Here is a 15,526-nt window from a genome sequence, read left to right as displayed (position 1 = left end):
GTATTGAATGAAAAACACATCCTAACTTCTTAGATAAAGGTGGAAAAAATTGCAGCAGTTTGCTATTGGTCAACGTTGGCTTTCAGACACAGAAACAGAACTTGGTTTAGGAGTTCTTATTGATGTAGATGAGCGATCGGTCAGCATTTTATTCCCCAAAAGTGATGAAACTCGTGTGTATGCACGGAGCAATGCGCCTTTATCTCGTATTATCTTTAAAGCTAAAGATGAAGTGATGGATCAAGAAGGCACAACGTGGATTGTGGATTCTCTTGAAGATCGTAATGGTGTCATTCGTTATAATGTGAATCGTACGCTTGAAGATGGAACGGAAGAACGTAAGTCTTTAAATGAAACACGTATTGGTGCAAGCATTCAGTTATCTAAGCCTTTAGAGCGCTTACTTGCAAGCCAAATCGATTATAAAGAATGGTACGACTTACGAATTGAATCTTTATTGATGCAAGCGAACATGAAATCTAGCCCATTACGCGGCATGATTGGTTCACGTGTTGGTCTTATTCCGCATCAACTTTATATTGCACATGAAGTGGGTCAGCGTTTTGCACCACGTGTTTTACTTGCAGATGAAGTAGGCTTGGGTAAAACCATTGAAGCAGGTCTAATCATTCATCAACAACTTAAAACAGGTCGTTCTGAACGTATCCTGATTTTAGTGCCAGATTCACTGCAATATCAGTGGATGATTGAAATGCGTCGTCGTTTCAATCTTCAATTTTCATTGTTCGATTTAACACGTACTGCGTCTATTAAAGAACATGACCCAGATTTAAACCCATTCTTGACAGAACAATGCATTATCGCAAGTGTCGATTTAATGATTGACCATGACGATTTGCGTGAGCAAGCAATGGAAGCAGGTTTTGACCTTCTTGTTGTCGATGAAGCACATCATTTGATGTGGAGCGAAGAAGATGGTGGTAACGATCGTTACGACTTAGTTGAAGAACTTGCTCAACAAACTGCGGGTGTATTACTTCTTACTGCAACACCTGAACAACTTGGTGTGGAATCACACTTTGCTCGTTTACGTTTACTCGATCCGCAACGTTTTAATTCTCTAGATCGCTTCTTAGATGAAGAAGAGCAATATCAACAAACAGCGAAAATTGCTGAAGTGTTGATGTCTGATCTTGCTTTAGAAGAAGCACATTTGGTTGCACTTGAAGCATTGTTGGGTCGTCGCATTGAAGATAACCCTGAACAACGTTTCCGTGCGATTCATGAATTATTAGATCGTCATGGCACAGGTCGTGTTTTATTCCGTAATACACGTGAAGCAATTCAAGGCTTCCCTGGTCGTGATTGTCAGCCAGCACCTTTACCTGCACCAGAAAAATGGTCTAAAGATGGTAAATTACGTGAACAAATGTGGCCTGAAGAAGCACAATTAGACGGTGCTTGGATGGAAACTGATCCACGTGTTTCGTGGATTATGGAAATGCTTCGTACGCAGTTAAAGCACAAAAAAGTGTTGCTTATTGCACGTAGTGGCCCAGTCGTTGAAGCTTTAGAAAATGCACTTCGTATTCATGCGGGTATTCGTACTGCAATGTTCCATGAAGGCATGAGTCTTTTAGAGCGTGACCAAGCTGCTGCATATTTCGCAGAAGACTCGTATGGCGCTCAAATTCTATTATGTTCGGAAATTGGTTCAGAAGGTCGTAACTTCCAATTTGCATCTGACTTAATTTTATTCGACTTACCTGCAAACCCAGATGTACTTGAACAACGTATTGGTCGTTTAGACCGTATTGGTCAAGAAAACCGTATTCAAATTCATGTGCCTTATTTGTTAGGTACAGCACAAGAACGTATGTTCCGTTGGTACAACGAAGCTTTAAATATCTTTGGTAATATTTCACCAACGGCGCAAACACTACAAGAAAACTTTATTGTAGATTTAAAAGATTGTTTGCTTGCAGATATGGGGCAAAAGTTTGAAGAGTTACTTGAAGCGGTTGTGGTTCAGCGTGAAGCTTTAGAAGCTGAACTTCAAAATGGTCGTGACCGTTTGCTTGAATATAACTCTTGCCGTCCAATTGTTGCACAAGAAATTGTGACTGCACTTGAAGATTATGATGACAATACAACTTTGCCGATGTTTATGAAGCGCTTTATGGCATCTACAAACATCGATTTTGATGAGCAAAGCAACGGTACGGTTATCATCAAACCAACAGACCAAATGCAAGTTCAAGGAATTACACTTGATGAAGAGGGTATGACGGCTACGTTCTACCGTGATCAAGCGCAAATTCGTGAAGATGCACAATACTTAACGCTAGAACATCCATTTACTGAAAGCGTAATGGAAATGATCAGCACACAAGGTTTTGGTAGTACAAACGTTGCTGTACTTAAATCTGCGGCTTTACCGCAAGGTTCGGTACTTATTGAAGTATGGTTCAAGGTAGATGTTGTTGCGCCAAAAGCATTGAATTTGCCATCAAGCTTACCGCAACAATTGGTACGTGTATTATTAAGTGAAAAAGGTCAGGATTTATCGCAAAAAATTGCACCTGAAATTTTAAAACCTTATTTACATCATTTAGATGGTAATAGCTGCCGTCAAGTTGTGAAAGCGCGTCATGAAATTATTGAAACACGCTATGCTCAAGCATTAGAAATTGCAAAATCAGCTTTGCCGAACTTCAAGCAACAAGCGAAAGAAGTGTATGGTAATAAATGGCAATATGAAATTGACCGTTTAACTTACTTAAAACAATTTAATCCAAGCATTCGTGAAGATGAAATTGCACGTCTACAAAAATTCCAAAAAGAAGGAATTAGCTTGTTAGATGGTTTAGCGGTAACACCAGAAGCTATTCAAGTGATGGTTGTTGTAAAACCATAAGTAAAATAAAGAGTTTAAAAAAAGCACCTTCGGGTGCTTTTTTATTGAAAAGTATAAATTATGTCCAATAACCACGAATCGGTTTTGCAGCCAAAGCTAATACAAAAACGAGGCAGATCTCAATCGATACAGCCCAGTAAATATGTCCAATAATTTCGCTCCATAATTCAGCTGAGTTTAAATTCCATAGCCAACCTTTTTCACCATTTGCATAAATAGGATTTCGAAAACCTAGAGCAGGAATAAGAAAGCCATGCATGACAACAGTAATAATAAGACCGTATAGCGCACCATAAGCCATACGAATTTTAGGCCAATAAGCTGAAATTAAAATATATATAAACACAAAGGCAAAGCTAAATAACCAATGATATAAAGTGACTGCACCAGAAATAGTATGTCCTTGATAGATATAATCTAAGCTATTTGAATGGAAACCTAAGGGACCAAGCCAAGCATCTATATGTGCAGCAGGAGGGGAAATATCACCTTGCATACGAGGGGGCATATTAACTTCGCTACCCCATTTCACCAATGAACTTATAATTCCGCCAATTAATGTGCCAAGTATTAAAATTTTAAGATTATTTTTATTTAAGATCATTGTTATATCCTTCTTATTTAATGTTATTTATTAAGGTTTTTTCATTTTATGATTGATAAAAGAGGTTTACTGTTCTTAGAATTATAGAATATGAGTGATGACACTGAGTTGTGAAAATGTAATTCAGCACATGTTTATCTGATTCATATATGTAATAAAAAACCCGCGAAGAACGCGGGTTTTTTTAAATCTGTTGTTAATCCAGATTATTTTTCAGCAGCAATTGAAGCAATCGCAGCGTCTACGCCTTCAATTGAATCAGCAGCTTTTTTGATACGAGCAAGTGCATCAACAAGAACTTCGTCAGCAGTTGCATAAGAAATACGCATGAAACCGCCTAAACCAAATGCATCGCCAGGAACTACAGCAACACCAGTTTCTTCCAATAACCATTCAGAGAATTCTGTGCAAGATTTTAAACCTTTCGCACGAATTAACGGACGGATATTTGCGTATGCATAGAATGCACCATCAGCAGGTAAGCAAGAAATACCGTTGATTGCATTTAAGCCATTTACAACTAAGTCATGACGACGTTTGAATGCTTCAATCATTGGCTCAAGAACATCTTGAGGACCATTCAATGCAGCTTCAGCAGCAACTTGCGAAATTGAAGTTGGGTTTGAAGTAGATTGAGATTGGATTTTTTTCATTGCACCAATAAGTTTTGCAGGACCCGCTGCATAGCCAATACGCCAGCCAGTCATTGCATAGGCTTTTGATACACCGTTAAGAACGATTGTACGGTCGTAAAGGTCTGGTGCAACAGTTGCGATGTTGTAGAATTCATCATCCCAACGGATTGGTTCGTACATATCATCAGAAGCGATATAAACTTCTGGGTATTTACGAAGAACTTCAGCCAAAGCTTCTAATTCAGCTTTCGTGTAGATCATACCAGTCGGGTTAGAAGGGCTGTTTAAAACAACCAAACGTGTTTTGTCAGTAATTGCAGCTTCTAATTGAGCTGGTGTGATTTTGAAGCGTTGTTCTTCACCACATTTTACAATAACAGGCACGCCTTCAGCGATGATTACCATATCTGGATAGCTTACCCAGAATGGAGCAGGAATAATAACTTCATCACCTTTGTTTAACAAAGCTAAAGCTAAGTTAAAGAATGATTGTTTACCACCACAAGAAACCAAAATTTGGTTTGCAGCATAGTCAAGGTTATTGTCACGTTTAAATTTAGCAATAATTGCTTTTTTAAGACCTGGCGTACCGTCAACAGCCGTGTATTTTGTGAAACCATTATTGATTGCTGCAATTGCTGCATCTTTGATGTGTTGCGGTGTATCGAAATCCGGTTCACCCGCACCTAAGCCAATAACATTTTTACCCGCAGCTTTTAATTCAGCAGCTTTATTGGTAACAGCTAGTGTAGGGGACGGTTTGATGGCATTTACACGATCAGAGAGACGTACGTCCACGGCAGTATTCCTTCTTATGGGGTTTAAAAAATATAAAGCATATTATCTTATCCTAAAATGAAGCCATTAGGCGTACATAATTTTTACAAAATCATAAAAAAATTAAAAATATGATGAACTTCGTTGAAGTCTAAGGAAATGATTGTGGCTTTTAGGGGGAAGGGGTCGCACAGTTTTTAAAAATTCCGTACAATATGTACAGTTATAATTGAGTGAATCTAATGAGCACCCAAAATACTCCCAAGAAAAAGCCCATGGTAAAGCTACCTTTTCCTATCAAAGAAGCGAATGACGCTAAAAATGCAGATGAAGAAGTAGAGGATTTACGTCCAAAACCGCAACCTTATGCAGATCGTACGTGGATGCCTCCGCGTGGGACACGTCGTTCAATGGGTAAACGCTAATTAAAAATAGGTGCTATAAGCACCTATTTTTATATTCAATTTTCAAACACTTTCTTTTTCATGTTTCAGAGAGAGGTAAAATGCTCTTTTCTGTAAGTACATCGCTTTGTCTGCACGTTTTAGCATATCTTCTATGCGTTCATTGTTCTGAGATGACGCTGAACCAATTGCAAAATTAATCTTTTGGGTTGAGTAAAATTGATTATCTATATGAATGAGTTCATGTAACGCATCTAGACTACTTTGTAATGCCGCTTCATCAGCACCGGGTAGAAGTACAACAAACTCATCACCACCAATACGTGATGCGCTATAAAGTGTATTGTGAATGAGTTGAGTTAAGATTGCGCCTGTACGTCTTAATAAGTCATCACCAACATCGTGTCCTTGAGTATCATTTATTTCTTTTAACCCATTCATATCAATATAAATACAAGAAACAGGTCGAAGCGTACTGCGTTCAATTCGGTTTATTTCAGAACTATAAAATGAGCGATTATAAAGTTTGGTGAGCACATCATGTTTGCCTAAATATTCTAAATAATTTTCAGCTTTTTTACGTGCAGTAATATCAGTAAGCGCAAGTTGCGCCATACTCCAATTATCTTCAAAACCTGGGAAAATGGTAAATTGCAGTAGAACGTGTCTAATACTTCCATCTAGCGCATAATTTACAGCTTCACATTGGTGGTGAATATTACCTTTCCATAATTCAATGAGTTGCCCGCGGAAGGTGTTTAATGTTTCATGACCAAATACGGTATAAATATTTTGTAGTAAATGATCTTTAGATGAAGCACCAAATAAATTAAGTGTCGCTTGGTTTACATCAATAATTGAAATATCACGTAGACATTCAATAATAAAATCATTGTGTACATCTAAAAACGTTACAAAGTCTTCTATACCAATTGCTTTTAAATGATCAAGACGGGTTTTGATACGGCTAAAATCTTCTACCCATAAAGATGTTGGCGAATAGGTGAAACGTGCTTCTGCAATCGAACGACTGTGAGCTTCTAAACGACAAGCATCCTGATAAGAGGTAATGTTTTCTGTACTCAGTAAAATCAGAGATAAATTATCTTCATGACCTGGTAAAACAGTTCCTCTTAAATGAATATCAAGGCGCTTTCCTGTTAATGAATAATTGACCGCTGTATTGGAAAAATGTGCTTGATTATTCCACAAAGCTAGTAAGTCGTGTATGTGGCTTTCTGCCATATCATTGCTAAAAATTTGACTTAAATTTTCACGAAGATGATCTACATTTTTTGCTTCAAAAAGCTCTAAAGTTTTATGATTTACTTTAAGGACTTTGATTAAATTTGCACAGTGTAAAACTCTAGACATATCTTCTCTTAAGAAGTCCTCTAAGTTTTCTACCCCATCATTTTTCCAAATATCAAATTGATTTTTGACTTCGCTAAAATCTTCAAGCCAAAAAGGAATTGGTGATAAATCAAAAATTGAAGAATCGAGAATCTCCATTTATAAATACCTAATATTTTTATACGTTTTAATAACGTGAAATATATCACTAAAAAATTAAAAAGAACAAATGAATAATGATATGGACTCTATAAAATATCTATGATTTTTATTGTCTTAATCGATTTTTAAACTGCATACCTATTATAAGGTGGTATGCAGTTTGTCTTGGTATTTTATTTTTATGTAAATTAAAAATTATTTTTTTGCTTTATGAGCTGGGCGTGGAGGTGCAATTTCGTGAATACCCGTCCAAGCATCAATAAAATCAGATTCATTGATATTATAAAGTTCAAGCGTTGCCAATACAGCGCCACCAATAATAAAACGTGCTTCTAGAGCGTCAGGGAATTGAATCGCTTTTGCCTTTAGATTATGCAAAATATCTTCAATTTCAAAGCTACGATCACGACCATTACTGTCATTTGGGTACATTTGCGTATTCACGATAATTTTCGCTAGGCTGATTTCATTGTCAGATAAATCTAACTGATCAAGCATCGAGTTATCTTCTTGTGCTGAAAAAATACGTTCTTCATTAAAAAGCGTATGTAAGAATTTTTGATTAAGCTTTGGGAGTGTTTTTTCTACAAATGGTCGAAAAGATGCAGGGAAAATTACGTTGTGGCTAATGCCTTTAAACATAGGTGCAATTTCTTCAACGGTATAGCCTGCAATACCGCATCCAATAGAAGTTAAGAAGTATTTATTTTTAGGATGATTTTTACAGTAGATTTTAAAATCATCAATATAGTGTTGAATTTGTGACAGTGGCATTTGCTGTAAATGCTCATTCATGGTTGGAATAGCAAAACTTTGTCCAGACCATCCACGACCAACGCCTTTTAGTGCGCCAAAATTTTCCAAAGCTATTTTTGCAGCGCCAGAGCTATGTTCACCTGCCATATTGCTACCGAATACAAACGTCGTATGTTCCGCTAAGTTTTTGACAATGCTTTCATCGTGATATTGGTAAGTCATGGCATGCTACTGTATCTAGATTCTTCACTTCATGTTGCCTTTGAATAGCGGAGTGGTCAAGAAAAAATTGGTGGAATGATTAGAATAAAAAACTTTAAATTTTGTGAAATGTGAATGTTATTTATCGATGTGAAAATGATGAAAAAATAAGGATTATTCAATGTTCTTGGTTTGAATCTGCTAAAATCTTTTCTTTAAAAATATATGGGTAATAGATCAAGTGAGTGACCATCAACCTTTCGAATTAGTAACCAACTATGCGCCTGCAGGTGATCAGCCGCAAGCGATTGAAAAGCTAGTCCGTGGTGTTGAGCAAGGTCTTCATGATCAATTGCTACTAGGTGTTACAGGCTCGGGTAAAACCTATACCATGGCAAATGTGATTGCTCAAACGCAACGACCGACTATTGTCATGGCGCATAACAAAACGTTAGCTGCACAACTTTATGGTGAATTTAAAGCATTTTTCCCCAATAATGCGGTTGAATATTTCGTGAGTTATTACGATTATTATCAACCTGAAGCGTATGTGCCATCTTCAGATACGTTCATTGAAAAAGATTCATCTATTAATGATCATATTGATCAAATGCGTCTTTCTGCGACACGTTCATTATTAGAACGTCGTGATGCCATTATTATTGCATCGGTTTCTGCAATTTACGGTTTGGGTGATCCGAATGCTTATATGAGTATGTTATTGCATGTAGTGCAGGGCGATTTTTTGAATCGAGATGACATTATTCGTCGTTTGGTTGAAATGCAATATTCAAGAAATGAACTTGAATTTTTACGTGGTACTTACCGTATTCGTGGGGAAATTATAGATATTTTCCCTGCGGAATCTGAACAACACGCCATTCGTATTGAACTGTTTGATGATGAGGTCGATTCAATTCGTTGGTTTGATCCAATTACAGGAAAAATGGTACGGAAAGTGCCACGCGTAACCATTTATCCAAAAAGTCATTATGTAACACCAAAAGATAACTTAGAACGTGCCATTGGAACGATTAAGACGGAACTCAAAGAGCGCTTAGTTTTTTTCCGTGAAAATGACAAGTTGCTTGAAGCACAGCGTATTGAGCAACGTACCCGTTATGATCTAGAAATGATGCAGCAATTGGGTTATACCAACGGCATTGAAAACTATTCACGTCATCTTTCAGGTCGACCATCGGGCGAAGCACCACCTACATTATTTGATTATATTCCCGATGATGCATTACTCATCATTGATGAATCTCACGTGACTGTTCCACAAATTGGTGCCATGTATAAAGGCGACCGTTCACGTAAAGAGAACTTGGTAAATTATGGCTTTCGTTTGCCAAGTGCTTTGGATAACCGTCCAATGCAATTTGAGGAATGGGAACGCATTATTCCAACGACTATTTATGTGAGTGCAACGCCTGCACGTTATGAGCTAGAAAAGTCTGAGCAAATTGTTGAACAGGTTGTGCGTCCAACAGGTTTGTTAGACCCCATAATTGAAATTAGACCTGTTTTAACCCAAGTTGATGATGTACTTTCTGAAATTAATATTCGTGCAGCTTTAAATGAACGTGTTCTTGTCACGACATTGACAAAAAGAATGGCAGAAGATTTAACATCTTATTTAAAAGAATATGGTGTAAAAGTGGCATATCTTCATTCAGATATTGATACGGTTGAACGGGTAAAAATTATTCATGATCTACGCATGGGCGTTCATGATGTACTGATTGGTATTAATCTTTTGCGTGAAGGTCTAGATATGCCTGAAGTTTCTTTAGTGGCTATTTTAGATGCAGATAAAGAAGGTTTCTTACGCTCAGAAAGATCTTTAATTCAAACCATTGGTCGTGCCGCGCGTAATTTGAAAGGTAAAGCAATTTTATATGCAGACCGTATTACCGATTCAATGCAAAAAGCCATTGATGAAACGGATCGACGTCGTGCGAAGCAAGAAGAATTTAACAAAGAACATGGAATCACACCACGGAGCGCTGTTCGCCAAGTCATTAAAGAAATTGATACAGGTGAAGTGCTTGATGATGATCAAATAGAACGTCAAATTTCAGATCAAGATAAAGCAATTTCAGCAGATGAAAGACATTTAATGTCAGATCCGAAACTTTTTGCAAAACATCTAACCAAACTTGAAAAAGAAATGATTAAAGCATCGAAAGAGTTACAGTTTGAGCAAGCTGCTCGTTTGCGTGATGAGATATTGAGGTTAAAAGCAAATATGTTGCAGGTCATGTAAATGATTGAATTTTCTATTACATTTCGCAACATTTATTGTTTAAAAAACAAGCTATCTTAATAATGATCTCATTTTGAATTTAACCAAAGGTGTATTTATGACAAAAGGAAGCGTTACAAACGCAAGTTATAAACTTGCGAAAATTGCACTTGGTGGTGCTGTTTTAATAGGTTTGGGTATGGCAACAATGGCATATGCGCAACCAAAGCCATTAAGCACTGTAGAAAAGGTTGAGTTAGATAAGTATTTAGGTGTTTGGTATGAGGTTGCTCGAAAACCTTTATCTTTCCAGAAAAAATGTGCACGTGATATTTCAGCGCGTTATACCTTAAATGAAAATGGTAATGTTGTTGTAGATAACCGTTGTTACGACAAAGAAGGTCAATTAAGTAAATCTTTAGGTGAGGCTTATGTGCAAAATGCACCTTTTAATTCGAAATTAAAAGTAAGTTTCTTACCAGAAGCAATCCGTTGGTTACCTGTAGGCCGTGGTGATTATTGGATTCTAAAATTAGATGAAGACTACAAAACTGTACTTGTTGGTGAGCCAAACCGTAAATATATGTGGGTACTTTCACGTGATACGGAAGTTAAGCCAGAAGTATTAAATGAATATTTAGATTATGCAAAATCTGTAGGTTATGATTTATCAGACTTGATTCAAACACCACATACTAAAAAAGATTAAGTCTTTATATGAAAAAGCCATGTTTTTACATGGCTTTTTTTATTGGATGTTTAAATTATTTATAGTGATGATAAAGATTTAGTCCATTGAAATGGATATACTGACTAAGAAAGGAATTTAGATCATAATATTAAGTGAATAGGGGTGTGATATGTACAAAGGTGTAGCATTGTCTGTTTTGGCATCTATTACTTTTGGCATATTGTATTTTTATACAGAATTTTTAAAACCTCTGAATAGCGAAGAAACATTCGCATGGCGCATGCTCGCAACGATCCCATTTTTAACTTTGTTAATGTGGTCGATGGGTGATTTAAAACTTATTGCAGACATTCTAAAACGTGCTTTAAAACAACCTGCATTTATTCTTTGGCTTATTTTAAGTTCCATATTATGTACCACCCAGTTATGGCTCTTTTTATGGGGACCAATTAATGGGCGAGGCTTACAGGTTTCTTTAGGTTATTTTCTTTTGCCTTTGGTGATGGTGCTTATAGGCTGTGTTTTATATAAAGAAAAACTATCAAAATGGCAGATTGCAGCAATTGTACTTGCTGTTTTAGGTGTTGGACATGAAATATGGCGTATAGGATCTATAGCTTGGGAAACAGCTTATGTTGCTCTTGCTTATCCATTATATTTCTTTTTACGCCGTGTATTTAAAACCGATAATTTAGGCGGTTTTTGGTGGGATTTAGCATTAATAATCCCAGTTTCAATTTATCTTGCATTTATTTATAGTGATACAGTTTCACTTATTGCAGTGTTTCCACATCTTATTTTGGCAGTAATTGGGTTGGGTTTTTTAAGTGCATTAGGTTTGGGGAGTTATATCCTTGCAAGTCGTTATTTACCTTTTGTTATTTTTGGATTATTGAGTTATTTGGAACCAGTTCTTCTCGCTTTTGCATCTATACTGCTAGGTGAGCGTGTGAGTGCTACGGAGTGGTTCACATATATTCCAATTTGGTGCGCTGTATTGTTACTTGTTATCGAGGGTACATTGCATTTAATGAAACAAAAGAATAAGCAAGACGAACTGAAAATAAATGCAAATAACTTAGAAAAAAGAATAGGTCGAGATGAATAGTTAAAAATGTAAGTAAATATTTTATTGCAAATAACTTAGCCTGAAAATTGCTTTAAATTAAACCGAATTAATTCTATTTAATCAGATATTTTTTATGTGAAATATAAAAAACATATCAAAAATAAGTTATTATTCATTAAAATAATATATTTAAATCAGTTGTCTACAAAATCAGGGGACTTGGTATGCAAGCGAATGCTATTCCATATCAAATACGTGCAAAACTTTTGCAATTAGAACCAAGTCTAGATGTAGATTGGCATCTTGCATTACTTGAAGTGCTTCAAGATGCAGATTTACAACTTTGTGATGATATTGATAATCAAATATTAAAACCGAAAGAAATTTATTGGAATAGGGTTGCGAATACTTTTGAGTATAAAGCCAATACGAGTTTAGCAATTTTACGTCATCGTTTAACTCATCCTAAAATGGGCGAGTTTGCTAAAACATTAAGTGAGTCTTTAGAGAGTTTAAAAGAGCTTAGCGATAGTCTGCAAATTGCGGATTATTTAGAAAATGCAATTGAGCAGATTAATCAAATACAAGTTGAAGAAGATTTTGTGCTTCAGCGTGAAAAAATACTGATTCATCGTACATTTTTACTCAATGCTGCCAAAATTATTAGAAGAATAAAAATAGATGAACCACGCGGTTTAAGAAAGCTGACAGAAGATGAAATTAAAGGTTTTATTGTTGAAGTTTATATCAAACAACAATTGCTCGATTATTGGCATAAGCCCTTATTAAAAAAAGATTCTAAGCTGAATAAACTTCCTGTTTTTAGGTATTTAATTTTACGTGAACAGAAAGTTCGACATTTTCATATTGTAAAAACATCTGAGTTGATTTACTTGGTTGCACCCGTTATGCATGCAGAGCATAACCCATACTCAATTCGACGCTTTTTAATAGAAGAGCAGGGTGCACTTCCAGATCAAATATTCTTAAATGCTATTGTGTTGGATTTATCTCAAACAGATGAAATTGAATATATAGAACATCTAAAAGATTTAATTAAGCGAATGGTGACCATTCAAAGCCAAATTAACTTAGATGTGATTGATGTAGTTCATCAATTAGAAGAAATTTACGAAGACAAACTGATTCCTTTATTAATTGAACCTGTTCAGTTTGTTGCGAAAAATGCCGATGTCGTTGCGCAAATGCACTTAAAGAAATTTGAAAATGTGCTCACAGGTGAGTTTTTTGCATTAATGCATGTGGCATCTAAAAAGCATTTATCACATATAGAAGAGTTTGATTACTTATATTTAAATGGGCATAGATTGTTGTCAGAATTGCTGGCTTATTATCGTGAATTTAAAGCGCAGCCTTCTTTGGTTTTTAACCACTATGTGCAAATGTTTGAATATAAATTATTTGCCTATGTGAAATTGCTCGAAAAACGCAAACAAGAATGTTTTGTTCCACTGAATGAAAATGATTGGAACTTTATGCATGAACGTTCTATGCAACCAATTAAAGCATTACAAGCAACTATTAGTCAGAATTTAGTCGATTATCGTGAACTTACAATGTTTATGAATAAGTTAAAACGAGAACAAGCGACAAAACAGACTTCTTTGTTAAAACGAATATTGAAGTCAGATCAGGCAGAAAATGATTTATTAGATGCACAAAAATCTGCAATAGAATTAAAACGTAAAATTTTCATGAATATTCTAGAAATCCCTCGATCATATCCAAATGCGAGTGTATTTATAGAATTTGAAAGTATGCATAATTTTACCGATAAACAACGTCATTATGCATTTCCGTGTGGCGATAATGGTTTAACGCGTTTACCTGTTTTATTGGGTGTGCCAGATACCTATACAGAATTTGATGTTGAAGAATTTAATGCCATTATTCAATACGATTTGAACTTTTCGGCATCTTCAAGAGCAGAAAAAATTAATTTAGACGATCATTCACCTATTTCATACAGCACTTGATGTTCAAAATTGAGTGTAAAATCAACATTTGAAAAATAACCTTTTTAAACCGCTAACTATCAGATTTTGCGGTTTTATTTTTGAAATCATAAAAATAATTACAACTATTTCATAATTTTATAGTGAATATACAAGAAAATAGTACAGTCTTATTCAGCTTTTGATACAAAGTTGCCTCTAATTCCATTACAATTATGGGGTTTTGAAATTTATGATTTACCATTAATTAGAGGACGTATCTGTGAGCAAAGACAGTATCATTGCCCTACATGCAGAGCACCAAGGTCGCTGGAAAAACCGTGAAGAACTTGCGGAACGTATGATTGCCCTCGTAGGTCAGTTATATCGTGAAAAAAATATCGTAGTTACAGTTTACGGTCGTTCTTTAATTAACCGTTCTGTAATCCAGATTTTAAAAGCGCATCGTCGTACTCGTGTATTAGATGTAGAGCTTTCTGCGGTTCATACTTATCCAATTCTTGAAGCTTTGGCTAAAATTGAAAATATTGGTTCAGCAGAAGTTGACTTAGGTAAACTTGCAGTTGAATTTAATGCGAAAGGTGGCGACATCAATGCATTTGTTGCAGATGCTGTTAAACCTTTAGAAGGTAATGATTCAGCTGTAGAACATAGAGATGTTGTTCTTTATGGTTTCGGTCGTATTGGTCGTATCTTAGCACGTTTAATCATCAGCCAATCTGGTTTGGGTCGTGGTTTAAACCTTAAAGCAATTGTTGTTCGTAAATCATCTGATGGTGATTTAGAAAAACGTGCTTCACTTCTTCGTCGTGACTCAATTCATGGCCCATTTGCAGGTACAATTTCTGTAGATGAAGAAAACGAAGCAATTATTGCGAACGGTAACTTCATTAAAGTGATCTATGCATCTAACCCATCTGAAGTTGATTACACGACTTATGGTATTAACAATGCATTAGTAATTGATAATACGGGTAAATGGCGTGATTCAGAAGGTCTTGCTCAACACCTTAAATGCCCAGGCGCTGCACGTGTTATTTTAACTGCACCTGGTAAAGGTGAAATGAAGAACGTTGTGTACGGTGTGAACCAAACTGACATCTTAGATGAAGATACAATCATCTCTGCTGCGAGCTGTACTACAAACGCAATTACACCAACACTTAAAGTGTTAAACGACAAATACACAGTGATTAATGGTCACGTTGAAACAGTTCACTCGTTTACAAACGATCAAAACTTAATCGACAACTACCATAAAGCTGACCGTCGTGGTCGTGCTGCAACGTTGAACATGGTTATTACTGAAACTGGTGCTGCTAAAGCTGTTGCTAAAGCGCTTCCTGTTCTTCAAGGTAAATTAACAGGTAACTCTGTACGTGTTCCTACACCAAACGTATCTTTGGCTATTCTTAACCTTACTTTAGGTCAAGATGTAGATCGTGATGAAGTGAACGAATATATTCGTCAAATTTCAATCAATTCTAAGCTACAAGGTCAAATTGGTTATACAAACTCTACAGAGGTTGTATCTTCTGACTTTATCGGTTCACGTACTGCAGGTGTATTTGATGCGCAAGCAACAATCACTTCAGGTAACCGTTTAACTGCTTATGTTTGGTACGATAACGAAGTAGGTTATAGCTGCCAAGTATTACGTATTGCTGAACAAATGGGCGGCGTAAGCTACCTTAAAGTTCCTGCTGAAACAAATGCATAATTTGTTTTAAGTTAAAAAAAGAGCCTCATTTGAGGCTCTTTTTTTTATGAAG

General features: G+C 36.0%; 11 protein-coding genes. 7 read left to right on the top strand and 4 right to left on the bottom strand.

Features of this window, described 5'->3' with window-relative positions:
* The first annotated feature begins 49 nt into the window (after positions 1-49).
* A complete protein-coding gene (gene rapA / locus A6M14_RS11205; protein ID WP_152875090.1) occupies positions 50-2,878 on the top strand; it encodes an RNA polymerase-associated protein RapA in 2,829 nt (942 codons plus the stop codon).
* 58 nt (positions 2,879-2,936) lie between these two features.
* Here rapA and A6M14_RS11200 read toward each other — a convergent pair whose 3' ends face one another.
* Both A6M14_RS11200 and A6M14_RS11195 read right to left on the bottom strand, forming a co-directional pair.
* A complete protein-coding gene (locus A6M14_RS11200; RefSeq protein WP_152875089.1) occupies positions 2,937-3,482 on the bottom strand; it encodes a DUF1440 domain-containing protein in 546 nt (181 codons plus the stop codon).
* Positions 3,483-3,688: 206 nt separating this feature from the next.
* The gene (locus A6M14_RS11195; protein ID WP_188110901.1) at positions 3,689-4,915 is read right to left on the bottom strand and encodes an aminotransferase class I/II-fold pyridoxal phosphate-dependent enzyme; all 1,227 of its coding nucleotides are present in this window, start codon (positions 4,913-4,915) and stop codon (positions 3,689-3,691) included.
* A gap of 221 nt (positions 4,916-5,136) precedes the next feature.
* Here A6M14_RS11195 and A6M14_RS11190 point away from each other — a divergent pair, with 221 nt between their 5' ends.
* Positions 5,137-5,319: a hypothetical protein gene (locus A6M14_RS11190; RefSeq protein ID WP_152875087.1), complete on the top strand. Its 183-nt coding sequence runs from the start codon at positions 5,137-5,139 to the stop codon at positions 5,317-5,319.
* 42 nt (positions 5,320-5,361) lie between these two features.
* On the opposite strand, the gene A6M14_RS11185 is transcribed toward A6M14_RS11190, so the two are convergent.
* Positions 5,362-6,810, bottom strand: a complete 1,449-nt coding sequence (locus A6M14_RS11185) for a sensor domain-containing diguanylate cyclase (RefSeq protein WP_152875086.1) — start codon at positions 6,808-6,810, stop codon at positions 5,362-5,364.
* 198 nt (positions 6,811-7,008) lie between these two features.
* The gene (locus tag A6M14_RS11180; protein ID WP_152875084.1) at positions 7,009-7,791 is read right to left on the bottom strand and encodes an A1S_2505 family phage non-structural protein; all 783 of its coding nucleotides are present in this window, start codon (positions 7,789-7,791) and stop codon (positions 7,009-7,011) included.
* Between the two features lie 220 nt (positions 7,792-8,011).
* Here A6M14_RS11180 and uvrB point away from each other — a divergent pair, with 220 nt between their 5' ends.
* The 5 genes from uvrB to A6M14_RS11155 all read left to right on the top strand — a co-directional run bounded on the left by uvrB (position 8,012) and on the right by A6M14_RS11155 (position 15,474).
* Positions 8,012-10,039, top strand: coding sequence for an excinuclease ABC subunit UvrB (gene uvrB / locus A6M14_RS11175; protein ID WP_188110900.1), 2,028 nt, complete (start codon positions 8,012-8,014; stop codon positions 10,037-10,039).
* A gap of 97 nt (positions 10,040-10,136) precedes the next feature.
* Complete coding sequence (locus tag A6M14_RS11170) at positions 10,137-10,727, top strand: lipocalin family protein (protein WP_152875083.1); 591 nt, start codon at positions 10,137-10,139, stop codon at positions 10,725-10,727.
* Positions 10,728-10,878: 151 nt separating this feature from the next.
* The gene (gene rarD / locus A6M14_RS11165) at positions 10,879-11,817 is read left to right on the top strand and encodes an EamA family transporter RarD (protein WP_152875081.1); all 939 of its coding nucleotides are present in this window, start codon (positions 10,879-10,881) and stop codon (positions 11,815-11,817) included.
* A gap of 185 nt (positions 11,818-12,002) precedes the next feature.
* Positions 12,003-13,775 carry a hypothetical protein gene (locus A6M14_RS11160; RefSeq protein WP_152875080.1) on the top strand — a complete coding sequence of 591 codons (1,773 nt, stop codon included), beginning with the start codon at positions 12,003-12,005 and terminating at the stop codon, positions 13,773-13,775.
* A 241-nt stretch (positions 13,776-14,016) separates the two neighbouring features.
* Positions 14,017-15,474, top strand: a complete 1,458-nt coding sequence (locus tag A6M14_RS11155) for a glyceraldehyde-3-phosphate dehydrogenase (protein WP_188110899.1) — start codon at positions 14,017-14,019, stop codon at positions 15,472-15,474.
* Positions 15,475-15,526 lie beyond the last annotated feature (52 nt).

It is taken from the genome of Acinetobacter portensis, assembly GCF_009372215.1.
Classification (GTDB): Bacteria; Pseudomonadota; Gammaproteobacteria; order Pseudomonadales; family Moraxellaceae; genus Acinetobacter; species Acinetobacter portensis.
Note: the sequence above shows the minus strand (reverse complement) of the source record. Positions and strands in the feature narration are given on the sequence as shown.